At 64.8% G+C, this 26146-nt stretch carries 22 protein-coding genes; 9 read left to right on the top strand and 13 right to left on the bottom strand.

From position 1 onward, the window contains the following. Positions 1 to 60: 60 nt before the first annotated feature. Positions 61 to 2376, bottom strand: coding sequence for a glucose/quinate/shikimate family membrane-bound PQQ-dependent dehydrogenase (locus EN851_RS01055; RefSeq protein WP_135928352.1), 2316 nt, complete (start codon positions 2374 to 2376; stop codon positions 61 to 63). 258 nt (positions 2377 to 2634) lie between these two features. Between EN851_RS01055 and EN851_RS01050 the strand changes: the two genes are divergently transcribed. Further along, positions 2635 to 5259: a UvrD-helicase domain-containing protein gene (locus tag EN851_RS01050; RefSeq protein WP_135928351.1), complete on the top strand. Its 2625-nt coding sequence runs from the start codon at positions 2635 to 2637 to the stop codon at positions 5257 to 5259. A 39-nt stretch (positions 5260 to 5298) separates the two neighbouring features. Here EN851_RS01050 and EN851_RS01045 read toward each other — a convergent pair whose 3' ends face one another. From EN851_RS01045 to EN851_RS01030, 4 genes are all read right to left on the bottom strand, one after another. After that, positions 5299 to 5613: a hypothetical protein gene (locus tag EN851_RS01045; protein WP_127871667.1), complete on the bottom strand. Its 315-nt coding sequence runs from the start codon at positions 5611 to 5613 to the stop codon at positions 5299 to 5301. Between the two features lie 55 nt (positions 5614 to 5668). Then, complete coding sequence (locus EN851_RS01040) at positions 5669 to 6424, bottom strand: DUF4239 domain-containing protein (RefSeq protein WP_135881896.1); 756 nt, start codon at positions 6422 to 6424, stop codon at positions 5669 to 5671. A gap of 89 nt (positions 6425 to 6513) precedes the next feature. After that, positions 6514 to 8067, bottom strand: a complete 1554-nt coding sequence (locus tag EN851_RS01035; RefSeq protein WP_135928350.1) for a trimethylamine methyltransferase family protein — start codon at positions 8065 to 8067, stop codon at positions 6514 to 6516. 13 nt (positions 8068 to 8080) lie between these two features. Beyond that, on the bottom strand, positions 8081 to 10492 hold the full coding sequence (locus EN851_RS01030) for an FAD-dependent oxidoreductase (protein WP_135928349.1): 2412 nt from the start codon (positions 10490 to 10492) through the stop codon (positions 8081 to 8083). Positions 10493 to 10773: 281 nt separating this feature from the next. On the opposite strand from EN851_RS01030, the gene EN851_RS01025 reads away from it, so the two are divergent. Continuing rightward, positions 10774 to 12243, top strand: coding sequence for an esterase-like activity of phytase family protein (locus tag EN851_RS01025; protein WP_135928348.1), 1470 nt, complete (start codon positions 10774 to 10776; stop codon positions 12241 to 12243). Between the two features lie 320 nt (positions 12244 to 12563). Continuing rightward, a complete protein-coding gene (locus EN851_RS01015; protein ID WP_245520671.1) occupies positions 12564 to 14024 on the top strand; it encodes an MATE family efflux transporter in 1461 nt (486 codons plus the stop codon). 30 nt (positions 14025 to 14054) lie between these two features. On the opposite strand, the gene EN851_RS01010 is transcribed toward EN851_RS01015, so the two are convergent. Together EN851_RS01010 and EN851_RS01005 are read right to left on the bottom strand one after the other, a co-directional pair. Further along, positions 14055 to 15263, bottom strand: a complete 1209-nt coding sequence (locus EN851_RS01010) for an MFS transporter (RefSeq protein ID WP_135928346.1) — start codon at positions 15261 to 15263, stop codon at positions 14055 to 14057. A gap of 191 nt (positions 15264 to 15454) precedes the next feature. Further along, positions 15455 to 15883, bottom strand: coding sequence for an SH3 domain-containing protein (locus EN851_RS01005; RefSeq protein ID WP_245520670.1), 429 nt, complete (start codon positions 15881 to 15883; stop codon positions 15455 to 15457). A gap of 240 nt (positions 15884 to 16123) precedes the next feature. Here EN851_RS01005 and EN851_RS01000 point away from each other — a divergent pair, with 240 nt between their 5' ends. Next, positions 16124 to 16699 carry a TMEM175 family protein gene (locus EN851_RS01000; protein WP_127280053.1) on the top strand — a complete coding sequence of 192 codons (576 nt, stop codon included), beginning with the start codon at positions 16124 to 16126 and terminating at the stop codon, positions 16697 to 16699. A gap of 57 nt (positions 16700 to 16756) precedes the next feature. On the opposite strand, the gene EN851_RS00995 is transcribed toward EN851_RS01000, so the two are convergent. Beyond that, positions 16757 to 17038 carry a hypothetical protein gene (locus EN851_RS00995; protein WP_023792142.1) on the bottom strand — a complete coding sequence of 94 codons (282 nt, stop codon included), beginning with the start codon at positions 17036 to 17038 and terminating at the stop codon, positions 16757 to 16759. 137 nt (positions 17039 to 17175) lie between these two features. Here EN851_RS00995 and EN851_RS00990 point away from each other — a divergent pair, with 137 nt between their 5' ends. After that, entirely contained in the window at positions 17176 to 18042 is an 867-nt protein-coding gene (locus EN851_RS00990; RefSeq protein ID WP_127871677.1) for an SDR family NAD(P)-dependent oxidoreductase, read from the top strand. Positions 18043 to 18045: 3 nt separating this feature from the next. On the opposite strand, the gene EN851_RS00985 is transcribed toward EN851_RS00990, so the two are convergent. The 3 genes from EN851_RS00985 to EN851_RS00975 form a co-directional block, all read right to left on the bottom strand. Further along, positions 18046 to 18471: a low affinity iron permease family protein gene (locus EN851_RS00985; RefSeq protein WP_135928345.1), complete on the bottom strand. Its 426-nt coding sequence runs from the start codon at positions 18469 to 18471 to the stop codon at positions 18046 to 18048. 382 nt (positions 18472 to 18853) lie between these two features. Then, on the bottom strand, positions 18854 to 19495 hold the full coding sequence (locus EN851_RS00980; RefSeq protein ID WP_127280862.1) for a DapH/DapD/GlmU-related protein: 642 nt from the start codon (positions 19493 to 19495) through the stop codon (positions 18854 to 18856). 85 nt (positions 19496 to 19580) lie between these two features. Beyond that, entirely contained in the window at positions 19581 to 20099 is a 519-nt protein-coding gene (locus tag EN851_RS00975; protein ID WP_127280861.1) for a CreA family protein, read from the bottom strand. A gap of 194 nt (positions 20100 to 20293) precedes the next feature. On the opposite strand from EN851_RS00975, the gene EN851_RS00970 reads away from it, so the two are divergent. The 3 genes from EN851_RS00970 (at position 20294) to EN851_RS00960 (ending at position 23887) form a co-directional block, all read left to right on the top strand. Continuing rightward, positions 20294 to 20872, top strand: a complete 579-nt coding sequence (locus EN851_RS00970) for an SCO family protein (RefSeq protein ID WP_135866380.1) — start codon at positions 20294 to 20296, stop codon at positions 20870 to 20872. A 65-nt stretch (positions 20873 to 20937) separates the two neighbouring features. Further along, positions 20938 to 21810 (top strand): 50S ribosomal protein L11 methyltransferase, encoded by an 873-nt coding sequence (locus EN851_RS00965; protein WP_135928344.1) that lies wholly within the window; start codon positions 20938 to 20940, stop codon positions 21808 to 21810. 232 nt (positions 21811 to 22042) lie between these two features. Beyond that, positions 22043 to 23887, top strand: coding sequence for an aminopeptidase P family protein (locus EN851_RS00960; protein WP_135928343.1), 1845 nt, complete (start codon positions 22043 to 22045; stop codon positions 23885 to 23887). 244 nt (positions 23888 to 24131) lie between these two features. On the opposite strand, the gene EN851_RS00950 is transcribed toward EN851_RS00960, so the two are convergent. Beyond that, positions 24132 to 24428 (bottom strand): AzlD family protein, encoded by a 297-nt coding sequence (locus EN851_RS00950; protein WP_135881907.1) that lies wholly within the window; start codon positions 24426 to 24428, stop codon positions 24132 to 24134. Next, the gene (locus tag EN851_RS00945) at positions 24425 to 25153 is read right to left on the bottom strand and encodes an AzlC family ABC transporter permease (protein ID WP_127279895.1); all 729 of its coding nucleotides are present in this window, start codon (positions 25151 to 25153) and stop codon (positions 24425 to 24427) included. The genes EN851_RS00950 and EN851_RS00945 overlap by 4 nt, the downstream gene beginning before the upstream one ends. A 220-nt stretch (positions 25154 to 25373) precedes the next feature. Here EN851_RS00945 and EN851_RS00940 point away from each other — a divergent pair, with 220 nt between their 5' ends. Beyond that, on the top strand, positions 25374 to 26132 hold the full coding sequence (locus EN851_RS00940) for an SDR family oxidoreductase (RefSeq protein ID WP_135919267.1): 759 nt from the start codon (positions 25374 to 25376) through the stop codon (positions 26130 to 26132). The last annotated feature ends 14 nt before the right edge of the window (positions 26133 to 26146 follow it).

Genomic DNA, 26146 nt, shown 5'->3' with positions numbered 1-26146 from the left:
GAAGTGCCCGGCAGGGCGATGAGGGGCGGCGCTAGCGTCGCGAAAACTGGACCCCGCCCCTTACTTGGGCAGCGCGTAGGCCATCACATAATCGCCAGGCTTGGTGCCGACCGAGCCGTGGCCGCCGGCAACGATGACCACGAACTGGCGCCCGTCCGCGACCGTATAGGTCATCGGCGTCGATTGCCCCCCGGCGGGCAGCCGCGCCCGCCAGAGCTGCCTGCCTGAAGTCAGGTCATAGGCGCGCAGATAGTCGTCGACGGCGGCGCCCAGGAAGGCGACACCGCCGGCCGTGATCATCGGCCCGCCGATGCCGGGCACCCCGACCTTCAGCGGCAACGGCAGTGGCGTCATGTCGTAGACGGTGCCGTTGCGATGCTTGTAGGCGATCTGTCCGGTCCTCAGATCGACGCCTGCGACATAGCCCCAGGGCGGCGCCTGGCACGGAATGCCGAGCGGTGACAGGAATGGCCCCATGACCACCGCGTAGGGGGCGCCCTCATTGCGGTTCAGCCCCTGTTCGCTGCCGCGCCCCTCATCCGGCGGCGGCACCTGGTCGCGGGGGATGAGCTGTGACTTGAATGCCAGGTAGGTCGGCATGCCGAACATCACCTCCCGCACCGGATCGACCGCTACCCCGCCCCAGTTGAAGGTGCCGAAATTACCGGGATAGATCAGCGAGCCCTGTACGGAAGGCGGCGTGTAGCGGCCCTCATAACGCAGGCCCTGGAATTCGATCCGGCAGGCCAGCTGGTCGAACATGGTGATCCCCCACATGTCGGCGCCGGTCAGCGGCTTCGGCATGAAGGTAAGATCGGAAACCGGCTGCGTCGGCGATGTGTGATCGCCTTCGATGGCGCCGCCCGGCGCCGGCACTTCGTTCACCGCGACCACCGGCTCGCCGGTGCGCCGGTCGAGCACATAGAGGTCGCCCTGCTTGGTCGGCCCGACGAGCGCGGGCACGACGGAACCGTCGGCCTTGGTGATGTCGACCAGGCTCGGCTGCGCCGGCACGTCCATGTCCCAGAGGTCATGGTGCACGGTCTGGCGCACCCATTTCAACTGCCCGGTGTTGAGGTCGAGCGCGGTGATCGAGGAAGAGAATCTCTCGACATTGGCGCTGCGGCCCATGCCGAGCTGGTCCGGCGTCTGGTTGCCGAGCGGCACATAGAGCAGGCCGAGCTTTTCGTCGGCGCTCGGCGTCGACCACATGTTGGGCGAGTTGGCGGTGTAGGTCTGGCCGGCCGGCAATGGCGTCGTCTGGTCCGGATTGCCGGAATCCCAGTTCCATAGCAGCTTGCCGGTGCTCGCATCATAGGCGCGAATGACGCCGGACGGCTCCTGCGTCGAGTAATTGTCGTTGACCGCGCCGCCGGCGATGATCTTGCCGCCCGCGATCAGCGGCGCCGAAGTCGAGTAGTAATAACCGGACTTCGGATACGGCATGTTGGTCAGCAGATTGAGCGTGCCGCCCTCGGCAAAGGCTGGGCAAACCTGCCCGTTGGCGGCGTCGAGCGCGATCAGCCGCGCATCCGAGGTCGGCAGATAGACGCGCGTCGCGCAGGGCTGACCGGCGGCGCCGGCGGCATCGGCATAATAGGAGACGCCACGGCAGGTCTGGTGCTGCCGGTCCTTGTCGAGCTTGATCTTGGGATCGTAGCGCCACTTCTCCTTGCCGGTCGCCGCATCGACCGCGATGGCGAAATTGTGCGGCGTGCAGATATAGAGCGTGTCGCCCACTTTGAGCGGCGTCACCTGGTAGGTGGTCTCACCGACATCGTCCGGACCCTTCACGTCACCGGTGCGGTAGGTCCAGGCCGGCTGCAGATTGGCGACATTATCCGGTGTGATCTGGTCGAGCGGCGAATAGCGCTGGCCGAACTGCGTGCGCCCGTAATAGTGCCATTCGCCCGCCGGCACGTCGCCGCCGAGATTGGCGTTGGGGATCACCTTGTCGGTGTCGAGCGCGCCGCCGATGTCCTTCGGGTCCGTGGTCATCGAATAGCCGGCCACCGCCAGCGATGCCAGCACGGCAAGGATCAGTGGCGCGCGGCCGTCCGGACCGGCAAGGCCCCGCCGCGCCCACGGCGTCAGCAGCCACAGGGCCACCAGCACGATGATGCCGCCGCGCGGGCCGAGTTCCCACCAGTCGAAACCGGTTTCCCAGACCGCCCAGGCAAGCGTTCCGAGCACGATCGCCGCGTAGAGCCAGAGCGCCGTCGAACGGCGCCGGTAGAGCAGCCAGGCGGCGACCAGGAAGGCGAGACCGACGATGATGTAGTACCAACTGCCGCCCAGCGAAGCCAACCAGATGCCGCCGGCGCCAAGCGCCAGGCCGATGAGGAAGAGGATGAGGGAGGTGATCGTGACAGCCAAGATGATACTCCTTCGACTGTTGCGCGCATGGTGCGGCCCTAGGCAACCCGGCATTGCGTGCTGCCCCATACGCAACTTTCTCCCGACCGCCGCGCCTGTCAAGCGCAGGTCAAGGGTCCGCGGCGGCAACCTTGTCCCCCTGCGGTTGTTCACAACGCCGGCCGCCATATCGCTCGAGTGGCCGTATCAGGCACTTTACCCAGAACAAAACGTAGACAGTTCTGGTCTTTCCCTCCCGAATCACTACATTCGGGGGAGATGTCCGGCTTTTCCGAAGACATGCCCTTTTTCGACGAACCCAATGCGCGGCCCACGGCCCCGTCGGGCATTGCCGCGCGCGCCATGGCTGCCCGCGGCGGCCAGAACAATGCGCCGGACTATCTCAAGGGGTTGAACCCCGAGCAGCGGCTGGCGGTGGAGACCACCGAAGGCCCGGTTCTGGTGCTGGCCGGCGCCGGCACCGGCAAGACTCGCGTGCTCACCACCCGCATCGCCCACATCCTCGCCACCGGCAGGGCCTTCCCCTCGCAGATCCTGGCCGTCACCTTCACCAACAAGGCCGCGCGCGAGATGAAGCAGCGCATCGGCATCCTGATCGGCGAAGGCAATGTCGAGGGCATGCCGTGGCTCGGCACCTTCCACTCGATCGGCGTGAAGCTGCTGCGCCGCCATGCCGAGCTTGCCGGCCTGAGATCCGACTTCACCATCCTCGACACCGACGACGTCGTGCGGCTGATCAAGCAGCTGATCCAGGCCGAGGGCCTGGACGACAAGCGCTGGCCCGCAAAACAGTTCGCCCAGATGATCGACGGCTGGAAGAACAAGGGCCAGGGTCCGGCCGACATCGCCGAGGGCGATGCGCGCAGCTTCGCCAACGGCAAGGGCCGCGAGCTTTACAAGGCCTATCAGGAGCGTCTGCAGACGCTCAACGCCTGCGATTTCGGCGACCTGCTCTGCCACCCGATCCGCATCTTCCGCGCCAATCCCGATGTGCTGAAGGACTATCACCGGCGCTTCAAATACATCCTCGTCGACGAGTACCAGGACACCAACACCGCCCAATACATGTGGCTGCGGCTGCTCGCGCAGCGACCGGAAGGCAAGCCGATCTCCCCCCTTGAGGGGGAGATGTCCGGCAGGACAGAGGGGGGCGCCTCGCGCCACAGGGCCACCGTTAACATCTGCTGCGTCGGCGACGACGACCAGTCGATCTATGGCTGGCGCGGCGCGGAGGTCGACAACATCCTGCGTTTCGACAAGGATTTTCCCGGCGCCACCATCATCCGGCTGGAACGCAACTACCGCTCGACCGCACACATATTGGGCGCCGCTTCCCATCTCATCGCTTACAATGAGGGCCGTTTCGGCAAGACGCTGTTCACCGACCGCAACGATCCCGAGGATGGCAAGGTCAACGTCCACGCCGCCTGGGATTCGGAGGAGGAAGCCCGCGCCATCGGCGAGACCATCGAGGCCTACCAGCGCCAGAAGCACAATTTGAACGACATGGCGATCCTCGTCCGCGCGTCCTTCCAGATGCGCGCCTTCGAGGACCGCTTCATCACGCTCGGCCTGAACTACCGCGTCATCGGCGGCCCGCGTTTTTACGAGCGCATGGAAATCCGCGACGCACTGGCCTTCTTCCGCGTCGTCGCCAACGGCACCGACGACCTCGCCTTCGAGCGCATCGTCAATGTGCCCAAGCGCGGCCTGGGCGAAGCGACCATCCGGCAGATCCACGACACGGCGCGCGGCATGCGCATCCCAATGCTGGAGGCGGCGGGCACGCTCGCCGAAAGCGACGAGCTGAAGCCGAAACCGCGCGCCGCGCTGCGCGAGGTCGCGGCCAATTTCGAACGCTGGCAGAAGGCGCTGGAAACCACGCCGCACACCGAGCTCGCCGAGACCATTCTCGAAGAGAGCGGCTACACCGACATGTGGAAGAACGACCGTTCGGCGGAAGCCCCCGGCCGGCTGGAGAACCTGAAGGAACTGATCCGCTCCATGGAGGAGTACGAGTCGCTGCGCTCCTTCCTCGAACATGTCGCGCTGGTCATGGATGCCGAGCAGAATGCTGGGCTCGATGCCGTTTCCATCATGACGCTGCACTCGGCCAAGGGCCTCGAATTCGAGACCGTTTTCCTGCCCGGCTGGGAGGAAGGCCTGTTTCCCCATCAGCGCGCGCTGGACGAAGGCGGCCGTTCGGGGCTCGAGGAAGAGCGCCGCCTCGCCTATGTCGGCCTGACGCGGGCCAAGAAGAACCTGCATATCTGGTTCGTCTCCAACCGCCTCATCCACGGCCTCTGGCAATCGACCATCCCCTCACGCTTCCTCGAGGAACTGCCGGAAGCCCATGTCGAGGTCGCCGAAGCCGGCAACTCCTACGGCGGCTACGGCAATCCCTATGGCGGCGGCTCGTTCGCGTCCGGCCGTGGCGGCAGCCAAGGGGCAGGAAGACAGAACCCGTATGGCGCCTCGCGCTTCGACAATATCGGCGGCAATTCGGGTGGCGCGGAAAAATCCGGTGCCTTCTCCAACACCTATTCGACACCGGGCTGGCAGCGCGCGCAGGCCAACCGCACCGAGGCGACCGACCGCAACTGGGGCACGCGCTCGGGCCATCAGGTCGAGCGCATCGGCTATGGCGAGACAGACTCCGGCTACGGCGCCGGCCGCACCAGCGTAAAGGGCCGCACCATCGACGGCGAACTGGTCGCCAAATCCGTCTCCGACACCCCGTCGGCCTTCAGCGTCGGCGACCGCGTCTTCCACCAGAAATTCGGCAACGGCAACATCGCGGCCATCGAAGGCAACAAGCTGACCATCGACTTCGACAAGGCCGGCCAGAAACGCGTGCTGGACGGGTTTGTCGCGGCGGTGTGAGTTGGGGCCGTAGCTTTGACAAGAAGCCGGCGAAGCCGTTCAATCCACCTTCTTTTCGCCCCGCTCGCCGGCCTTCACGATATCCCCTGTCGTAAACAGGATTTCCTTCAGTTCCGCGCGCCAGTCGGTCTTCTGGCGCAGCAGGAATTCGAGGTCCATGCCGAAATGCTTGAACTCCTCGCTCTGCGCGTTCTTCATGATCGCCTTGGCTTGCGGGTCCTTCTCCACCGACATGCGCTGTTCGTACCAGCCGATCGCTTCCGCCTCCTCGATCAGCGAGGCGATCATGCGGGCGAAGGTGCGCACTTGCTGCGACAGTTCTTCCGGCGGTTCGTGATACTGGTCGAAACCCATGTCGTCCTCCATTGGCCATCCCGATGAATGTCTGGGGAATGCCGCCGGTTCCGCATCATCGCTGCAATTCCGCCAAGGCCCGCTCCAGCGGCGCCGACGAAATCTGGATCGGCCCGGAGAACGCCACATCCATGTCCAGGATCAGGTAGATCGCCCCGGCGATCAGCGCGGCCGAGACCATGAAGGTCGCGGCAGTGATCGCATTCCTCGGCGCCCTGAACCCGAAACTGGCGAAGATCAGCGCCAGCCACGTAACCAGCATGACGATCAGCGGCCAAGGGATCGTGCCCTCCGACTGCTCGATCAGCACCCAGCGCAGTTCCAGCACTTTCTGCAGCCGCTGACGGACGTCCTGCAAGACGGAGGCGCGCGCCGCGTCGGCCGGGGGCAGCGCGCTCAGCCGCGTGCCGATCTCCGTCAACAGATGTTCGGACAGCTCATTGCCGGCGGCAGGCGTCTCGTCGCCCTGCATGGCATCGGCCACCACCCCCTGCACATAGGCGACCAGCGGCTGGCGCACCGCGTCGGTTTGCGGTCCGTATTGGCGCAAGGTCCTGTCGAGCAGGATCAGCTCCGTCGCATAGGCATGCACATTGTGATCGATCGATTCGAAGGTGTTCTTGGCCGAGTTGATCATCAGCCCAAGCATCAGCGAGGTCATCACTCCGAACAGATTGGCGGCGAGCCGGACCACGGCATTCGTATCGTCGTCGCGATGCCTGACCGGCATCCTGGGCCACACGGCCATGGCGGCGAAAGCTGCCCCCGCCAGGCACAGGAAGATCACCGTTGCGATTAAAGTTTCGCGCATGCCGCTCATTTCTGCACGAGACGCGCGGATTGCCAATGGCTGCTGGAATTGAGCCAGCTTCAGACCTCTTGGTGCGCGTTTGCCGGCCTTCAGGAAACCGGTGCCGCTCCACCTTCTTCGGTGCGCCGGGCGATGAACGCGTCGAGCACGCCTGACGTGGCGGCGGCCGAAGCGGGCGGCTCGAAATCGGCCAGGATGCGCTTCCAGATGCCGGTGGCGCGTTCGGTGGCGTTCTTCGAACCGCTTTGCGTCCAGTTGCCGAAATTCGACCAGTCGGCCACCAGCGGTTCATAGAAGGCGGTGCGGTAGCGCGCCATCGTATGGCCAGCCGAGAAAAAGTGGCCGCCCGGCTGCACTTCGGCTATCGCCTCGAAGCCAATTGCGTCGTCGTCGCCGGGCGTCGCGGCGCAGAGTTCGGCGACAGTCTGCAGCGCCTCGATATCGGTAACCAGCTTTTCAAGGGAAACACTCAAGCCCCCTTCCAGCCAGCCGGCCGCATGGATGCAGACGGTGGCGCCCGACAGCACCGAGCCCCAAAGCGCGAACTGCGTCTCGTGCGCGGCTTGCGCGTCCGAAATGTTGGCCGCGCTGCCGCCGCCCGAGCGCCATGGCAGACCGGTGAAGCGCGCCAGTTGGCCCGCGCCCAGTGTGGCCTTGATATGCTCCGGCGTGCCGAACGCCGGTGCGCCCGATTTCATGTCGACATTGGAGGAGAAGGAACCGTAGACCACCGGCGCGCCCGGCCGCACGATCTGCGCCAGCGTCAGCCCGGCCAGCGCTTCGGCATGCTGCAGCGTCAGGGCGCCGGCCACCGTGATCGGCGCCATCGCACCGGCCAGGCAGAACGGCGTGATGATCAGCACCTGCCCCGCCTTGGCAAAATCGATGATGCCTTGCGCCATCGGGATGTCGAGCTGGCGCGGCGAGTTGGTGTTGATGACGGTGTAGCAATGCGCGCCGGAGTGGAACTCGTCTTCGGACAGCCCGCGGGTCAGCCTGATCATCTCGAAACTGTCATCGACCTGCGGCGTGCCGCGTGCGAACACGAACGGGAATTTGTCCGACAGGGTCAGCTGCGCCCGGTTGACGGCATAGTGGCGAAAACGGTTGTCGATGTCCTGCGGCTCGATGCACGGCCCCAGCATGTGCAAGACATCGAAATGCTGCACCAGCTTGATGAGCTCCTCGAAAGCGACCAGCGTTCCGGGTCGCCGGCCGCGGTCGAGATCGGTGACATTGGGCGCGCCGGAGCCCGCCAGGAATGTCATCGAACCCAGTTCGAGCAACAGATCGCGAGCACGCGCGCCTGCATTGGCGTGGATCGATCGCGGCGCCGAGGCCAAGGCTGCCATCACCATGTCGCGGCCGATGCGCACCATGTCGGTCTCGGGATCGACCAGCGCGCCGGCGCGGGCGAGCACTTCGCGCGCCTGCGGCAGCAGCACCTTGATGCCGAGCTCTTCCAGCACCCGCAGCGCCGTGTCGTGGATCGACGCCACCTGGTCGTCGGAAAAGATCGGCTGCGGGAGGAATGGATTCTTCAGCGACCGGTAATTGGGCTTGCGGCTGGATTCGCTGCCCGCCTCGCCGGTGCGTCCGCGCCGGCGTTCGCGCCTGCTGTCTCGTGCCGCCTCATCGATCATCGGAAGTTCCTCCTCATTGCCGCATCGCCTTGCCCTGGGGATCATAGGGCGAGGCAGAGATGACCCGCGCAGGCCGTTCGACGCCGACAATGTGTACCGAAAGCGCCGTCCCCTCCCCGGCGAAATCGTCGTCCACCAACGCCAGCGCGACGCTCTTGCCGATCGTGTAGCCAAATCCGCCGGAGGTGACGAAGCCGACGCGCCGGCCGCCATGCCAGACCGGCTCGAAGCCGCTGGCATCGGCATCGACGGCGTCGATCTCCAGCGTCACGATCCGCTGCGCGGCGCCGGCGTCTCGTTCCTTCAGCGCCGCGTCGCGGCCGACGAAATCGCCCTTGTCGAAGGCGATGAAACGATCGAGCCCGGTCTGGCCGGGCGTGTAGCCCTGCGTGAATTCGCGCGACCAGATGCCGAAGCTCTTCTCCAGCCTGAGCGCATTGAGCGCGTAATAGCCGATCTCGGCCAGGCCGAGGTCCTCGCCGGCGGCAAGCAGCGTTTCGCGCAATGTGGCGTGCATGGTCATGGGGCAGCTGATCTCGAAGCCTAGTTCGCCGGCGATGGAGAGACGGGCAACCCGCGTGTGCACCATGCCGACATCGAACGCGCCGCAGGCCATGAACGGCAGCGCCTTGCCCGACACGTCCTGATGCGTCGTTCGTTCCAGGATCTTGCGCGCATTCGGTCCGGTCAGCAGGAAGCCGCTCATGGCATCCGAAATGTCGGTGACCGTGACGCCCTCTCGCGCCTGTCTCTCGAACCAGCGCAGGTGGAACTCCCGGAGATAATAGGAGCCCATCAGCCAATAGTCGCCGCCGCCCCAGTTGATGACGGTCAGATCGCCCTTCAACCGCCCGTCCGGCCCGAGCATGGGCGCCAGCCGCGCCTGGCCGGCTTTCGGCAGCCGGCAGGCGAGCAGCCGGTCGAGCCACGCCTCGGCGCCCGGCCCTGAAATCGCGTAGCGCGAATAGGCCGAGATATCGATGAGGCCGGCGGCACGGCGCACCTGCAGCGCTTCGTCGCCGACGATGTCGAAGGCGTTGGAGCGCTTGAGCGTCGTGTTCTCGCAAAAACCCATCGGCGCGAAATAGGCCGGGATTTCCAGCCCCCAGGAGGCCGTCCATTCGCAGCCGGCAGCAGCCATCCCGTCATAGGCGCCCGGGCGCTTCAAAGGCCGGCCCGCCGGCAATCGCTCATTGGGAAAGGTCATGACGAAGCGGCGTGAATAGAACTGGCGTGTCGTCTGCCTGAGATATTCGCGGTTGGCGGCGAAGGCGCCGTAGCGGGCGATGTCCATGCCGAAGATGTCGGCCTGCGGCTCGCCGTAAATCATCCACTCGGCCAGCGACTTGCCGACGCCGCCGCCCTGGCTGAAGCCGGCCATGACGCCGCAGGCGACCCAGTAATTTTTCACGCCGCGCACCGGCCCGACGATCGGATTGCCATCGGGGGTGAAGGTGAAGGCGCCATTGACCCATTTGCGGATGCCGGCCGTCGCCAGGCAGGGAAAGCGTTCATGCGCCTTGGCGAGTTCCGGGCTGATGCGGTCGATGTCTTCCGGAATCAGCTCGATGCCATAGTCCCATGGCGCGCCGTCCATGTTCCAGTGCTTCGGGTTCTGCTCGTAAACGCCGAGCAGCACGCCCTTGCGCTCCTGGCGCAGGTAGGAGAAGCCGTCGAGATCGACGGCGATTCCGATCTCCCGGTCGAGCGCCGCGATCTCGGGAATGTCCTCGGTGACGAAATAGTGATGCTCCATCGGCGTCACCGGCAGGTCTACGCCGGCCATGCGGCCGACCTGCTTGGCCCACAACCCGCCGGCGTTGACGACATGCTCGGCAACGATGGTGCCCTGCTCGGTGACGACATCCCACTGGCCGTCGGTGCGCGCCTTCAGCTCGACCACGCGGTTACGCAGGATGACATCGGCGCCACGCTTCTTGGCAGCACCCGCATAGGCATGCGTCGTGCCGTAGGGATCGAGATGACCTTCGTTGGAATCGTGCAGGCCGCCGAGCACGCCGGTGACGTCGACGATCGGGCAGATCGCCTTGATCTCGTCGGGCGTAACCAGCCGGGCGGTCTCAATGCCAACCGATTGGAACACCGCCCACGCCGATTTCAGCCACTCCCAGCGCGCCGGATCACTGGCGATGTTGACGCCGCCGGTCATGTGCAGCCCGATATCCCAGCCGGATTCGGCCTCGATCTCGCGGTAGAGGTTGATGGTGTAGTCCTGCAGCGCAGCGACATTGGGATCGGCGTTGAGCGCATGGAAACCGGCCGCCGCGTGCCAGGTCGAGCCGGCGGTCAGTTCGGCGCGCTCGATCAGCGCCACATCGCTCCAGCCGAACCGCGTCAGGTGGTAGAGCACCGAGGCGCCCACCACGCCACCCCCAATGACAACTGCGCGGTAGTGCGACTTCAAGGCTTCCCTCCCGGTCTGTCAGAGGCAGCACCATATACGCGCTGTACATAAGTGTCTAGTACGCTGAATACTGCAGATGGACGGTCAACAATCTCATGCCGTCCAGCGTTTTCATCGGCACTTGGAGATCGCCGCTGGTCGGCGTCGCGCACTGTCACGCAAGCATCATGTTGACGCCTTAGATCGCTTTCGGGGAGGCATGCGCGGCATCATCGATGCGGCACCTCTTTCCGTTTGTCCTTCGGCCGCTCCGGCATGCTTCGTCACAAAGAGGATTGTCCATGAAACACCTGCACCGAACCGCCTCGCTCGGCGTCGCGCTGGCCTTGTTCACCGCTCTCACCCCGGCGCTTGCCGACGGCGTGGCCTACGTCAACAAGGGCCTGGTCGGCGTCGGCCGCATCCCGGCCGACCAGCGCGACAAGTTCGGCGAGACCTTCGGCTCGGGCTCCGGCATGGCGATCGACACATCCGGCTGGACGCATGATGCGGGCACCTACAAGGGATCGCTCTGGCTCCTGCCCGACCGTGGCTACAATGTCGCCGGCACCACCGACTACCGGCCGCGTCTCAACACCATCGGCATCGAGTTCACGCCTGTCGCGCCGGGCGCTGCTCCCGCCGCCGGCCAGGAGCAGAAGGGCGTCAAGGCGACGCTTGCCGACACGATGCTTCTTACTGACGACAAGGGCGCCGATGCCACCGGGCTCGATCCGCTGTCGGATGTGCGCCCGGCCGCCGGCGACATGCCGATGCTGCCCGTCGCCACCAACGGCAAGCTCGCTCTCGACAATGAGGCCATCGTGCGGCTGCCCGACGGTTCGATGTTCATCTCCGACGAGTACGGCCCCAACATCTACAGGTTCTCCGCGCAAGGCCGCCTGATGTCGGCGACCCAGCCGCCGGCGGCCCTCGTTCCGATGCGCAAGGGGACACCGAACTTCTCCTCCGACAATCCCGGCCCGGGCGCCGCCGACCCCGATCCGAAGGATCCCGAAACCGGACGCCAGAACAACCAGGGCCTCGAAGGCATGGCGATGACGCCGGACGGCAAGTTCCTGATCGCCGTGCTGCAGTCGGCTCCGAGGCAGGATGGCGGCGATTCACCCTCGACACGGCAGAACACCCGGGCGCTGGTCTATGATGCCTCCGACCTCGCCCATCTGAAGCTCGCGCATGAATATGTCGTGCCGCTGCCGGTGTTCAAGGATGCCAAGGGCAAGACCAAGGTCGCCGCGCAAAGCGAGATCGTGGCGCTTTCGGACACGTCCTTCCTGATGCTGGCGCGCGACAGCGGCAACGGCCAGGGCCTGAAGAAGGGTGACGCGTCACTCTACCGCCAGATCAACATCGTCGACCTGTCCGGCGCGACCGACATCGCCAGCGGGCCTTTCGATGCCGCCGACAAGCCGGTCGCGCCCAAGGGCGTGCTCGACCCGTCGGTGACGCCGGCCAAGCTGACACCGTTCATCGACATCAACGACGCCGCTGAGCTTGGCCGCTTCGGCCTGCACAATGGTGGGGCGAAGGACCACAATGAGCTCTCGGAAAAGTGGGAAGCGATGTCGGTCGCCAGCGTCCTCGATCCGAAGCTGCCCGACGACTATTTCCTGTTCGTCGGCAACGACAATGACTTCCTCGCCCAGGACGGCTTCCAGGTCGGCGCCCCCTACAAGGCCGATGACGGCGCCGATGTCGACACCATGTTCCTGGTCTATCGGGTGACGCTGCCGGGTCTCGGCAAGAAGTAACGATCACCGCACAAGCGGGCGCGCCTGGCGCGTCCGCCTGAGCAGGTCGTGAAGGCAGTTACTTCAAGAACTCGGCGTCCTTCGGCACGCCCGCATCGATCGGCTTGGCCGTCCTGCTCGACACGGCCATGATCTTGCCGGCGGCCGACAGGTTGGGCCGCACGAAGACCTGGGCGGGCTCCGTTGACCCGGCTGTCGAGGTCGATGATGTCCCATCATGGCGCGAACGCCTTGGACCGTCCGCCTACATCGACCTGTCCGGTTGAATCTGCGATCATCGCGCACCGGACTCGAGATAGGCCTTAGCCATGGACGAAAAAATGCCCGCGCGTCGGCGCACCGGCGACCTGACCAGCGGCCCGATCCCGCGCACGCTGCTGCTGTTCGCCCTGCCGGTGCTCGGCTCCAATGTGCTGCAATCGCTGAACGGCTCGGTCAATGCCGTCTGGGTGGGCCGATTCCTCGGCGAATCGGCGCTGACCGCGACCTCCAACGCCAACCTCGTTCTGTTCCTGATCCTCGGCACGGTGTTCGGCATCGGCATGGCGGCCACCATCCTGGTGGCGCAGTCGGTCGGCGCCCGCGACCTGCCGGAGGCGCGCCGCATCGTCGGCACCAGTGCCACCTTCTTCTTCCTCGTTTCGGTGGTCTTCGCGGTCTGCGGCTGGATCTGGGTCGATACCATCCTGGGCGCGCTTGGCACGCCGGCCGACGCCTTGCCGCTGGCGCGCTCCTACCTGCGCATCATCTTCGTCGCCGTGCCGATGATGAACCTTCTGTCCTTCGTCATGACCGTGCTGCGCGGTGCCGGAGATTCCCGCACGCCCTTCATCTTCATGGCGCTGGCGGTGGTGCTCGACATTGTGCTCAATCCCCTGCTCATCCGCGGCATCGGCCCGTTTCCCGAACTCGGCATCGCCGGTTCCGCCACCTCGACGCTGATCGGCCAGACCGTGAGCGTCATCGCCATCCTAGTCGTGCTCTACGCGCGCAAGCATCCGTTGCGGCTGGCCGGCGCCAATCTCGCTCTGCTGCGCCCCGATCCGGCGCTGCTGCGCATCGTCGTCTTCAAGGGCGTGCCGATGGGCCTGCAGATGATCGTCATCTCGGCGGCGGCGCTGACGGTGATGGGCATCGTCAACTCCTATGGTTCGCAGGTTGCCGCCGCCTACGGCATCGCCGCGCAGCTCTGGACCTACATCCAGATGCCGGCACTCGCCATCGGCGCCGCGGTCTCTTCGATGGCGGCGCAGAATGTCGGCGCGGGCCGCTGGGACCGGATCGGCCGCGTTGCCGCCTCCGGCGTCGGCTTCAATCTCGTCCTGACCGGCGCCCTCGTCGCGCTGCTATGGGTCTTCGACCGCTCGATCCTGGGCCTGTTCCTGAGCAGTGACAGCGCCGCCATCGATATCGCCGCCCACATCAACACCGTCGCATCCTGGTCGTTCGTCCTGTTCGGCATCACCATCGTCGTGTTCGCCACGGTGCGCGCCACGGGGGCCGTGATGCCGCCGCTGATCATCCTGGTGATTTCGGTGCTCATCGTGCGCACCGGCTTCGCCTATTACATGCGCGGCGTGATCGGCGAGGAAGCACTGTGGTGGAGTTTCCCGGCCGGTTCGATCGCCTCGCTGGTCCTGGCCGCGGCCTACTACCGCTTCGGCGGCTGGCGCAGCTTGCACATGATCGAGAACAGGCCGGCTGCCGGCGAACCGCCCGACACCGGCCTTGGCATGCCGCGCCAGCGCGCGAACATGACGCCTGAAACGCCGCACGGCTGAAGCACGGCTGCCGGCCAGTTGACGGCTGTCTCAGCGTCTTTGCCTGAGCCCGAAGGCAAGCGCCACCAGCGCGAACACGATGATCATGACCGCGAAGGCCAGGCTCGCCGCGACAGGGTTGGCATAGGTCGACACGACGCCGATGCCGATGACAGGCAGGGCGTTGCCGACAAAGCAGCAGACGAAGAAGCTGGACACCACTTCGGCACGGCGATCCTGCGGCGCGATCTCGTTCACCACCTGCAGGCCGCCCCGGTAGCCAAGGGCGGCCACGACACCGCAGCAGGCCGTCGCCACGATCATCAATGCCATCGAGGCCAGCATCTGCGCCGCCACCACCAGCAGCACGCTTGGGATCATCGAGGCCAGGGCGGCCAGCATGGCCTTGCTGCTCTGCACACGCATCAGCGCCACGATGCTGGCCGCCGCGACGATCGCCAGTTCAAAGAACAGAGCGCCGGCAACGGCATGGTTTGCCTCGTGCAGCTGCTGCGCCAGGATGCTCGGCGCCAACGCGGCATAGAAGCCGACCAACGCCATCGCGCCGAAACCGGTCACCGCCGGCGCGACGAAGCGCGTGCGTATCTTCTCAGGCACGGAGAGGTGCGGCCGCATCGAAATCCGCCCAAGGCCACCCGGTTTCGCCACGGTTTCACGGGTGCGCCAGACCAGGACCGCCACCACCGCGAGCGCCATGAGATAGACGATGAAGACCAGCCGCAGCGGCCAGGGCTCGTATTGAGCCAACAGGCCCGATATCAGCGACCCGAAACCGAGACCGAGGAAGTTGGTGCTGGTGGTGATGATGCTGGCACGTGATTTGTCGGCGGCCGGCAGAAGCTCGGCAATCCAGGCGGTCCCGGTCCCCGCGCCGATGCCGATACCAAGCCCGCTCAGGATGCGTGCCACGTCGAGCGACACGACATTTCCGGCGAACAGGAAGATAAGCGCGCTGACAATGGCCACAATCATCGCCGCCAGCGCTGCTGGCCGGCGTCCGACCACGTCCGACACGCCACCGAACACCAGCAAGGCGCCGAGATTGCCGACGACATAGACCGCGTAAATCAGCGTCAGAGTGATCTGCGAAAAGCCGAATTGCTGCTTGTAGATGATATAGAGAGGCGTCAGCACCGTGCTGCCGGCAAACAGCACCGCGATCATCGCCGCGACAGCCGGGATCGCGAGGACGTCGCCGCTGGCCTCGTTCTGGGTCTGCGCCAAATCGCGAAAGGCCATGGCCAACCTCGTCACCAGTTTCAGGGATCGCGACGTTAACGCGCCCTTACGACAGGCGTTCCGGTGAACGGCCACGCTCCTGACACCACGGTGGGCCTTGCCCCACCAGGCCCATTGCCAAAAACGCTGATCGGGGCCAGCGGCCCCGATCAGTCACGGCATCCCTTCGTGCCGTATTGGATGCAAGCGGTCTATTTGCAGGAAACCGGGCCTACTTGCAGGGAAAGCCGGGCGCGATCTTGCATTTGCCGGGACGCGGCTTGTGCGGCGGGCGGTGGTGCGGAGGACGGTGATGAGGCCGATGGTGCCAGTGCGGCGGCCGATGCGGCGGGCGCACGATGATGACCGGCGGATGCACGACATGGGTCCGCGAGAGATAGCCGGAACTGGCCCAGCCGCTGACAACCGCCGCCATGGATCCTGCACCAGCCAGGCTGGCAGCCGGTCACGTCGACCCTGAAGCCGGCCGGCAGCGTCCCGACCTTGGCGTATCCCGCGCCAGGCCCGGTGCGCACGTTGAGGCTGGTCGTGGTATGGGCGCCGTAGGCGAAGGCGGCGGCGGACGTCCCCAAGACGGCGGCCAGAATGGTCGCTATCGCAAGCAGAAATCGAAGTTTCATCAGTCCCTCCATTCGGTCGCCGGCCGTTCGACTGCTTCGGCCGGGACTGCATCGCAAGGGGAGAGGCAGCGCCAAGAAAAGTCAACAAGTGGCCAACGCCAACCACCACGATCACCGGTCCGGGCGTATGGTTTCCCCTGATATAGTTGAGGATTTTTTCGTGCGCCGTTTATCGGCGCGCCAACATCCGCTAACGATTTACTATCTTTCGGCAATTCGTCGCGGACCGAGGCAGTGATCATGGGCAAAGGCAGGGTCGAGGCATTCACCGACGGTGTGGTGGCGATCATCATCACCATCATGGTGCTGGACCTGAAGGTACCGGAGGGCGAGGATTTTTCGGCCCTGCTGCCGCAGTGGCCGATCTTCCTGTGCTACGTGCTCTCCTTCATCAATGTCGGCATCTACTGGAACAATCTGCACAACATGTTCCACACCGTGCAGCGTGTCGACGGCCACGTGCTGTGGGCGAACCTGCATCTGCTGTTCTGGTTATCCCTAATGCCGGTGACGACCGCCTTCATGGGCGAGAACCATTTCGCCACGGTGCCGGTCGCGGTCTACGGTTTCGACCTTGTAATGTGTGCAACCGCCTACAGCATGCTGGTGATTGCACTGCATCGGCTGCATGGGCCGGATACCGGATTCGCCAAGGCCATCGGTCGCGACCGCAAGGGAAGGATTTCGCTTGCCGTCTACGTAGCGGCCGTTGGGCTGACCTTCCTCGACCGGTGGATCGGCGTGGCGCTCTATGTTGCCGTCGCCCTGGTTTGGCTGGTGCCGGACACCCGCTTTGCACGGGTATTGGAAAAATAGCTTCTTTGTCCGGCGCAATTCCTGAGGGAAAACCACCTCACACTTTCCTGGACTTGCTTAACCGCGCATCGCTTTCAGCTTCTCCGCCACGGAAGCGGCAAGGTCGGCGTAGCGCTCTTCCAGCCGCTCCGCCGCCTTGATGATCGAGAAATCATGGCCGAACTTCTCCAGCGCCATGCGCAGTTTCTCGACGAACTCCGCTTGCTTTTCCAGTGCGGAGAACAAGGTTTTCACCTGAGCTTCGCTGATATCCGGGTTGGCCAGCATCTGTGGCACCTCGCGTCCCATCTGGTCGCCGGTGGCGGTCTGCTCCTTCAGAATTGCAACCCAATCCGTCAATCGGAAATCTCCCTTTTGGCGTCACAGCATGCGCAGCCACGACCGGACTGGTCAACCCGACGAGCCCCCACAAAGGCTTGCACAAGCCCGTTCCGGCGCTAAGTTCGGCGCCGTTCGAAAAAAGGAAACCACCGCCGATGATCCCCGACGCCGAGATCCAGACTGCCCTGCCAGCGCTTGGCCGAGGCAATACCGCCGTCATCACCGGCGCCGCCAGCGGCATTGGCCTCGCGGCGGCCAAACGGCTGGCGTTGATGGGCATGAAGATCGTGCTCGCCGACATCGCTGGTCCGCGCCTCGACGATGCCTCGCGGGCCGTTGCCGCCATCGCCGGCGACGACGCCGTGCTTGCGGTTGCATCGGACGTTTCGAAGGCCGATGAGGTCGATCGCCTCGCCGACCGGGCATTCGGCGCCTTTGGCGAGGTCTCGCTGCTGATGAACAATGCCGGCGTCGGCGACAATCCTGGAAAGCCCTGGGAAAACCGCGATGGCTGGAAGCGGCTGCTCGACATCAATTTCTGGGGCGTCGTGCATGGCGTCGAAGCCTTCGCGCCGCGCATGCTGGCGGCGGCCAAGCCGGGCCTGATCGTCAACACCGGCTCCAAGCAAGGCATCACCACGCCGCCCGGCAACCTCGCCTACAATGTTTCCAAGGCTGGCGTGAAGACCTTTACCGAAGGCCTGGCGCACGCGCTAAGGAACGAGCCCGGCGGCCGCCTGTCGGCGCATCTGCTCATCCCCGGCTTCACCTATACCGGCCTCACCGAAGGCGCGACGGAAAAGCCCGCTGGCGCCTGGACGGGTGAACAGGTCGTCGATTTCATGCTGGAATCGCTGGTCAGGCGCGACTTCTACATCCTGTGCCCGGACAATGAGGCGGCGCGGCCGCTGGACGAAAAGCGCATGGCCTGGGCAATCGGCGACATTATCGAAAACCGTCCTGCCCTGTCGCGCTGGCATCCCGACCACAAGGACGCATTCGCGGCGTTCATGAAAGGCTGAGCTTCAAGCCACGCTCTTTTTCGCGCCTCGCTTCTGGGCAACCGCCTTCTTTGCCGCCGTGGTTGCGATCTTCTCGTCGTGCCGCTTAGCGGCTCGCTCGCATTTGGCGCGGATCTCCTCGACCTCGGATTCGGTCAGGTGTTCGATGCCGATAAAGTTGTTGTGGCCCTCGCTGACCCGGATCAATTCGTCGAGCTTGGCCTGGATCGCCGCGCCGTCACGGTTCTGGGTGTTCTGGATGAGGAACACCATCAGGAATGTAATGATGGTCGTGCCGGTGTTGATCACCAGTTGCCAGGTGTCCGAGAAACCAAAGACCGGCCCGCTAACCGCCCAGACGATGACGACCAGGCAGCAGCCGGCAAAGGTCAGCGGCAGGCCGGTTATATGGGCGACCCAGTTGGCGGCCTTGGTGAAAAGCTTTTCCATGTATCGAGCGCCCTCAATGTTTGCGGCATTGAGAAACAAGCGGCGGACCTTTGGGTTCCCATCGAGAACCGAATGTAACCGGCGCAATTGAATGCACGCTCAGCGCGCATTCGGCGCAAAACACACCTTATCGGTTCAATGTCATGGTAACCGTGCAGGCAAAGAGCCTGTTCCTCCGCTTCACAGCGGTTTACCTCCAGCCCCTTCCGCCGCGCCACCCCCGCATGGCGGAAGGGGCTTCATTCCGGAAAGCGCGAAGAATAGTTCCCCGAAGAGCCAACTCGCACCCAGACAGCCGGCCGCTTCACTTACCCGCAAGGCATTGGCCTGTTGATACTCTGCACGGTCGCGACGGCCAGGCCCTGCCGTTCTCTGCCGGAACTCAAACGGCGTCGTTTTCCCAGCGGTCGAGGAAGGCCTCGATCGGCATCGCCTGCATGTCGGGAACCGCCCTGGCGAGTTTTTCGACCGGCCAGTCCCACCAGGCGAGAGCATCGATGCGCGCCGCTATTTCGGGGGCAAAGCGCGGCTTGATCGGCTTCGCCGGCACGCCGGCGACGATGGTGTAGGACGGCACGTCCCGCGTCACCACCGCATTGGCGCCGATGACCGCGCCATTGCCGATGGCGATGCCAGGCAAGATGACCGCGCCGTGGCCGATCCAGACATCATGGCCGATGGTCACGGCCTTCGAGCGCCGCCGCTCGCGGAATGCCGCATCGACGCCCAGCCAGCGAAAATATTCGTTCGGCCGATAGCTGACCTTGTGCTGGGTCAACCGCTCGATCGGATGTTCCAGCGCATTAATGCGGCTGTTGGCGGCGATCGAGCAGAATTTGCCGATCGTCGTATAGATCGCCTCGGCATGGCGTTCGAAATAGGAGAAGTCGCCGACGATGACCTCGCGCAGCACGACGCGTTCGCCGATCGCGGCGTAGCGGCCGAGCTTGCAGCCCTTCATCTCCGCGGTCGGGTGGATGCGCGGCTCAGGGTCTTTCGCGACGAGATCTTCGGAACGGTCCATGCCGGCGGCTTTACGCCGTGATGATTGGTCCCGCAAGCCGGGGCCGATCATCGGTCAGAACAGGACCAGGAAGACGTTCGCCCGCCTATTTCGGTTTGCCCTTGCTCCACACCACGTTCTGGCCGTAGAGCGGCACGGTCGTGACCGACATTTTGGCCGAGCCGTTCTGCACCTGGCGTGAATGCGACAGATAGATCAGCGTTTCGTTGGCCTTGTCGTAGATGCGGTTTACCACCTGCTTCTTCCAGATCAGGCTGATACCTTGCTTGAACACCTCCTCGCCGCCTTCGCTCGTATCAATATCGCCGATCGTGATCGGACCTGTCTGACGGCAGGAGATCGAGGAATCGCTGGGATCCTCGAACCAATTGCCCTTGTGCAGGCGGTCGATGACGCTGCGATCGAAATAGGAAACGTGGCAGGTGACACCCTCCACTTTCGGATCCTTGATCGCCTCGACGATGATGTCGTTGCCGATCCAGTCAACGCCGACCTTGCCGACTTCCTCGGCAACGGCGCTGCCGGCGCCAAGCACGACGCATGCGGCCAAGGCGCGGCCGATCAGTTTTCGCCCGGCCAGTTCGAGCCCAATCAGTTCGAGCAAAGAAGCCTCCTCGGTTCGAGTTGCCGGTCTCAGGTGGTGCAGACTGTGCGGCTTTGCAAGCAGATGGGTCAACACCACAACGGTTGCGGCAACGCGGCACTTTGCCTGCGCGGGGCCGAACCGCTAAGACTGTGGCCGAACAAGGCGCGCATGGTTTGGCCGGCGCCCCATGACGTTACAGACGGACATTTCTGATGATGCGTTCTATCCTGGTCGGCATTCTCGTTCTGATGGCCGCCGGCATCGGCTGGCTGACCTTCGACTGGTATCGCGGCCACTATGGCGGCGAACCGTTCGGCGCGCCCTTCACCCTGGTCGACCAGAAAGGCGCCCCGATCACCGAGGCTGCTTTCCGCGGACAGCCCAGCGTCGTCTTCTTCGGCTTTACCCATTGCCCCGAAGTCTGCCCGACGACGCTGTTCGAGCTCTCCGGCTGGCTGAAGACGCTCGGCGACGACGGCACGAGCCTGCACGCCTATTTCGTCTCGGTCGACCCGGAGCGCGACACGCCGCAGGTGATGAACGCCTATGTCAGCAATTTCTCCGACCGCATCACCGGCATCACCGGCGACCCGGACAAGGTCCACGCCATGGCCAAGTCGTTCGGCATCTACTGGAAAAAGGTCGACACCGGCGATGGCGATTACACGATGGACCACACCGCCTCTGTGCTGCTGCTCAACGCCAAGGGCGACTTCGCCGGCACGATCGCCTATGGCGAGAGTGCCGACACTGCCGTTGCCAAGCTGAAGCGCCTCGCCGCGAAGGGCTAGAGCTTGATCCCGAAAAGTGGAACCGGTTTTCGGACAAGATCAGGTCTGGAGGAACATAAATTCACATGACCCAGACGCGGCTCCATTTCACCACCGGAAAGATCGAGGCAGACCGCATCTTCGCGGCGCTCGAAACGGCCTTCGAGGATGAAGGCCTGCCGATCGCCGTGCTGGAGGTCGACGAAGACGCCGACATCCACGAGGTCTCGCTCTACGCCGATGGCGACGTCGACGCGGTCGAGGCGCGGCTGAAGGACATTCTCGCCGGCCTCGCTCTGTCGAGATCGATCGAGCGCGAGGCGCTGCCCGACATCGACTGGGTGGCACGGTCGCTGGAAGGCCTGAAGCCGGTGCGCGCCGGCCGTTTCTTCGTCCACGGCGCGCATGACAGCAGGAAGCGCCACAGCGGCGAGCTCGCCATCGAGATCGAGGCCGGCCTTGCCTTCGGCACCGGCCATCACGGCACCACCGCCGGATGCCTCGAAATGCTGGAGAAAGTCGTGCGGCGCGAGCACCCGCGCAACGCGCTCGACCTCGGCACCGGCAGCGCGGTGCTGGCGATCGCGGTCGCCAAGCTGGCGCATATTCCGGTGCTGGCCACCGACATCGATCCGGTGGCGGTCAGGGTCGCCGCCGCCAATGCGCGGCTGAACCACGTCAAGGGCCTGATCGAGACAGTGACCGCGCCGGGCTTTCACCACCCGATCTTTGCCAGGCGCGCGCCTTTCGACCTCATCGTCGCCAACATATTGGCGCGGCCGCTGATGCGGCTGGCGCCGCAAATGGCCAGGCATATCGCGCTTGGCGGCTCGATCGTGCTGTCTGGCATTCTCGACCGTCAGCGCGACGCGGTCATCTCGGCCTATGCCGGCCAGAACTTCCGCCATATCAGTACTTTGCACCGCGAAGGCTGGGTGACGATCCACCTCAAGCACTGAGGCCGGCAAGGCGGTTGCCGGTCCTCGCAGGCTAATTCCTAGAACTTGATGCGTATCGGCAAGGCGGCATCGCCGAGAGAATGCTGGCGCCGTCCTCTTTCACGCCATGGCTGGACCAGCCTCATTTGGTTGCCACCCGGGCAGTCGCTGTAGCAGTTTGCACCAGCCGGAAATCGATTCCGCATTTCCAGGCCCATAGGTTACGGTCGCGCGGATACCAAGGAGGCCCACCATGTTCCAGACCTTCGATTCCGCGGGCGACCCGGCGGTCGGCAAACCGCGCGTGGCGCTGCTGCGCCAGTGGCTCAGCGACAATGGCCTCGATGGCTTCATCGTTCCGCGCGCCGACGAGCACCAGGGCGAATACGTGGCTGATCGTTCGGCTCGGCTGAAATGGCTGACCGGCTTCAGCGGCTCGGCCGGTGTCGCCATCGTGCTGCGCGACCGTGCCTTTGTCTTTGTCGACGGGCGCTACACGCTGCAGGTGCGGGGCGAAGTCGACCTCGGCATCTTCTCGATCGAAAGCCTGGTCGACAACCCGCCCGCTGTCTGGCTCAGGGATCACCTGGGCAAAGGGGCGCGGCTGGGCTTCGATCCCTGGCTGCACACGATCGGCGAGGTCAAGGCGCTGCAGGCCTCCGCCGACAAGATCGGCGCGGTGCTCGTGCCGCTCGACAGGAACCCGATCGACATCATCTGGAAGGATCAGCCCGGCGCACCCGTGACCCCGGTCGAGCTGCACCCGATCGGCTTTGCCGGCGAGCTCGCCAAGGACAAGCTGGCGCGGCTGGCGACGGCGATCGGCAAGGAAGGCGCTACCCATGCGGTGCTGACCGACCCCTCCTCCATCGCCTGGGCCTTCAACATCCGTGGCGGCGACGTGCCGCACACGCCGCTGGCGCTCGGCTTCGCCATCCTCGCCGCCGACGGGGCGCACCAGCTGTTCATGGACAGCCGCAAGTTCTCGCGCCAGGTCGCCGCCTACCTCACCCAGCTTGCCGATCCGCATGAGCCCGGCGAATTCGAAGCCGCGATCGCAGCACTTGCCAAAAGCGGCGCGAAAATCGCGCTCGATCCGGTGCTGGCGGCCGACCGGCTGCGCATGCTGGTCGAGGACAATGGCGGCACGGTGATTGCCGCGCCCGACCCCGCCCGCATCCCTCGCGCCACCAAAAACCAGGCCGAGATCAACGGCTCGCGCGCCGCGCATCGCCGCGACGGCGCGGCGGTGGCCAAGCTTTTGTGCTGGCTCGACCGGCAGAAGCCCGGCTCGCTCGATGAGATAGCGGTCGTCACCAGGCTCGAAGAAACACGCCGGCAAACCGGCGAGGAAACCCAGATGCCGCTGCGCGATGTCTCCTTCGACACCATTTCCGGCGCCGGCCCGAACGGCGCCATCATGCATTACCGCGTCTCGCGCGCCACCAGCCGCAAGCTGCGGGCTGGCGAACTGTTCCTGCTCGATTCCGGCGCGCAATACCAGGACGGCACGACGGACATCACCCGCACCGTGCCGATCGGCCAGCCGACCGAAGAGATGCGCGAGCGCTTCACGCTGGTGCTGAAAGGCATGATCGGCATTTCCACGCTGCGCTTCCCCGCCGGCACGCGCGGCTCCGAGATCGACGCCGTCGCCCGCATGGCGCTGTGGAAGCATGGCTGCGACTTCGCCCATGGCACCGGCCATGGCGTCGGCTCCTATCTTGCCGTGCATGAGGGGCCGCAGCGCATCGCCCGCACCGGCACAGAAAAGCTGCTCGAAGGCATGATGCTGTCCAACGAGCCCGGCTATTACAAGGAAGGCGCCTACGGCATCCGCATCGAGAACCTCATCCTGGTGACGCCGGCCGAACAGATCGAGGGCGGCGACATCGCCATGCACGCTTTCGAGACGCTGACGCTGGCGCCGATCGACGTCAGGCTGGTGCGATCGGACTTGCTGACCCGTGACGAACTGCACTGGCTCGACGCCTACCACGCCCGCGTCGTGGCCGAGATCGGGCCGATGCTCGACGGCGAAACACTGGCCTGGCTGGAAAAGGCGACGGCACCACTGCCGCACGACGCGAAGATTTGAGTCGTCGGACATTCAGCTTTGGAAGGCTGGCGCTGCCCCTCATCTGCCTGCCGGCATCTTCTCCCCGTATAGTGACGGGGAGAAGGGGCTGATTGCACCCTCGCCGCTTTTTTTCTGCGGCGCCGGCGATTGGCGAAACCATCAGCGAGGGCGTCTTTCTCCCCGTCACTATACGGGGAGAAATGCCCGGCAGGGCAATGAGGGGCGGCGCAAACCTTCGAAGCAATAGCGCCGGCAGGGCTTCTCATCCCACGAACTGCCGTGCCACGATCAACACCGCAGCACCCGCCAGAAACATCGCCATCAGCCCGCCACGCAACGAGACCAGGGCGGTAACGACCAGCGCTGCCCACTCCGCCGGTCCGGCATTCAGCAGTTCCGGCGCCACCAGCGTCGTCAGCACTGCCGCCGGCACCGCGTTGAGGCCCGCCTCGACGCGCGGATGGATGTGGTCGAAGCGGGAGATTACCAGATGCCCGCCGATGCGCGTGAGATAGGTGGCGATCGCGCCGGCGATGATGATCCAGAATGTCGTGCTCATGGCCTTGTCTCCACGCCGCTATGGTGCGGCGGCAGGATGACAGCCAGCAGCACGCCGGCGATGGCGCCGATGGAGACGTGCCAGGGCGAACCCACCGTCTTGTAGGCAATGATGGACGCGCAGGCACTGGCGACGACCACCGGCAGCCACAGCGGCCGCTTGCGGAAGCCCATCACAAGGCCGAGGAAATAGATCGGCAGCAGGAAATCGATGCCCAGCGCATGCGTATCTGGAATGAGCTTGCCGAACAGCGCACCGAGCGCGCTTTCGACGATCCAGAACAGATAGACCGGCAGGCCAAGCCCCAGATACCAGGCGAAGCCCACAGTCTGGCCGGATTGCGCGCGTGCCTCGGCGACCGCGAATTGCGGATCGGTGAGGATGAAATAGCCGAGTGCTTGGCTGATGACAGGCCAGTGCGCGATGCGCCGGCCGATGCCGGCGGAATAGAGCACGTGACGGAAATTCACGGCGAAGATCGAGAGCACGACCAACCATGGCGCGACATGCTGGCCGAACAACTGGATGCCGACCATCTGGCTGGCGCCGCCATAGACCAGCGCGCTCATCAGGAAGGCTTCAAGGACCGAAAACCCATTGTCGACGGCGAGCGCACCGAACAGCACCGCGAACGGCGCCGAAGCCACCACAACCGGCATGGAGAGCCTAACCCCTTGCCAGAAATCGCTTTTCGCGCCGCTCTCTGAAATCACGTCCGTCGCCATCGGCCACTCCATGAGGAGTGGCGGTATGTAGGGGGCATGCCCAGCCTTGTCACACGAATTCGTTTGAGCCAAACGATCAGCGGAAATCATCGGCAAGCCTTTCACGCCGGAATTTGGCAGCGCTCCGTCATATCGACGCGAGATCACAATAGCTATGCAGTTCCGCGTAAAGGCACGCTATTGTCCGGCGATTGCAGATTGGCGAAAAAAGGGGTTGCGGATGATCGTCTATAATTTCACCGGCAGGCATGCGGTCGTCACAGGGGCTGGCGGCGGCATGGGCGAGGCGATTACCCTGGCGCTGCTCGATGCCGGCGCTTCCGTCACCGCCATCGACATCAAGCAACGCCCGGCATCGCTCGCCGCCTATGACGACAGGCTCATCTTCGCTCAGGGCGATCTCACCGATGCCGCCTTCGTCGAACAGGCGATCGGCACGGCAGGCCGCGAGCGCGGCGGCATCGACTATCTCGCCAATGTCGCAGGGGTACTCTGGTTCGGCCGAGACAAGTCGGCCCTGGAGATGGACCTCGACGTCTGGGATCAGGTCTTCAACATCAACCTGAAATCCTTCGTGCACACGGCGCGGGCGGTCGTGCCACATATGCGCGCGGGCGGCCGCGGCGGCGCCATGGTGCATTTCTCGACCATCCAGTGGTATCGCGGCGATCCGACCCCGCAGGATGCCTACCAGGCCTCGAAGGCCGGCGTCTGCGCGCTCTCCAAGTCGCTCGCCATGCAACTGGCCGGCGATCGCATCCGTTCGAACGCCATCTGCCCGGGCATGGCGCTGACGCCATTGCAGGCGCGCTGGGACACCGAGGAGAAGCGCGCCGCCGTCGCCAGCTACACGCCGCTCGGCCGCATCGGCACGCCGCAAGACATGGCCAACGCAGCACTTTTCCTGCTCTCCGACGCGGCAAGTTACATCACCGGAATTGAACTGGCCGTCGACGGCGGTCTTTTGATGCGGATGTAGCGCCGCAATCACAG

It is taken from the genome of Mesorhizobium sp. M8A.F.Ca.ET.208.01.1.1, from assembly GCF_004791315.1.
In the GTDB taxonomy this organism is placed as follows: domain Bacteria; phylum Pseudomonadota; class Alphaproteobacteria; order Rhizobiales; family Rhizobiaceae; genus Mesorhizobium.
This window is presented reverse-complemented; position numbering and strand designations above follow the sequence as displayed.

Bases quoted from the DNA above. Each gene is read 5' to 3' on its own strand.
- EN851_RS01050 (WP_135928351.1), top strand. From the start codon at position 2,635: ATGTCCGGCTTTTCCGAAGACATGCCCTTTTTCGACGAACCCAATGCG.
- EN851_RS01045 (WP_127871667.1), bottom strand. From the start codon at position 5,613: ATGGGTTTCGACCAGTATCACGAACCGCCGGAAGAACTGTCGCAGCAA.
- EN851_RS01040 (WP_135881896.1), bottom strand. From the start codon at position 6,424: ATGCGCGAAACTTTAATCGCAACGGTGATCTTCCTGTGCCTGGCGGGG.
- EN851_RS01035 (WP_135928350.1), bottom strand. From the start codon at position 8,067: ATGATCGATGAGGCGGCACGAGACAGCAGGCGCGAACGCCGGCGCGGA.
- EN851_RS01025 (WP_135928348.1), top strand. From the start codon at position 10,774: ATGAAACACCTGCACCGAACCGCCTCGCTCGGCGTCGCGCTGGCCTTG.
- EN851_RS01015 (WP_245520671.1), top strand. From the start codon at position 12,564: ATGCCCGCGCGTCGGCGCACCGGCGACCTGACCAGCGGCCCGATCCCG.
- EN851_RS01010 (WP_135928346.1), bottom strand. From the start codon at position 15,263: ATGGCCTTTCGCGATTTGGCGCAGACCCAGAACGAGGCCAGCGGCGAC.
- EN851_RS01005 (WP_245520670.1), bottom strand. From the start codon at position 15,883: ATGAAACTTCGATTTCTGCTTGCGATAGCGACCATTCTGGCCGCCGTC.
- EN851_RS01000 (WP_127280053.1), top strand. From the start codon at position 16,124: ATGGGCAAAGGCAGGGTCGAGGCATTCACCGACGGTGTGGTGGCGATC.
- EN851_RS00990 (WP_127871677.1), top strand. From the start codon at position 17,176: ATGATCCCCGACGCCGAGATCCAGACTGCCCTGCCAGCGCTTGGCCGA.
- EN851_RS00985 (WP_135928345.1), bottom strand. From the start codon at position 18,471: ATGGAAAAGCTTTTCACCAAGGCCGCCAACTGGGTCGCCCATATAACC.
- EN851_RS00980 (WP_127280862.1), bottom strand. From the start codon at position 19,495: ATGGACCGTTCCGAAGATCTCGTCGCGAAAGACCCTGAGCCGCGCATC.
- EN851_RS00970 (WP_135866380.1), top strand. From the start codon at position 20,294: ATGATGCGTTCTATCCTGGTCGGCATTCTCGTTCTGATGGCCGCCGGC.
- EN851_RS00965 (WP_135928344.1), top strand. From the start codon at position 20,938: ATGACCCAGACGCGGCTCCATTTCACCACCGGAAAGATCGAGGCAGAC.
- EN851_RS00960 (WP_135928343.1), top strand. From the start codon at position 22,043: ATGTTCCAGACCTTCGATTCCGCGGGCGACCCGGCGGTCGGCAAACCG.
- EN851_RS00950 (WP_135881907.1), bottom strand. From the start codon at position 24,428: ATGAGCACGACATTCTGGATCATCATCGCCGGCGCGATCGCCACCTAT.
- EN851_RS00945 (WP_127279895.1), bottom strand. From the start codon at position 25,153: ATGGCGACGGACGTGATTTCAGAGAGCGGCGCGAAAAGCGATTTCTGG.
- EN851_RS00940 (WP_135919267.1), top strand. From the start codon at position 25,374: ATGATCGTCTATAATTTCACCGGCAGGCATGCGGTCGTCACAGGGGCT.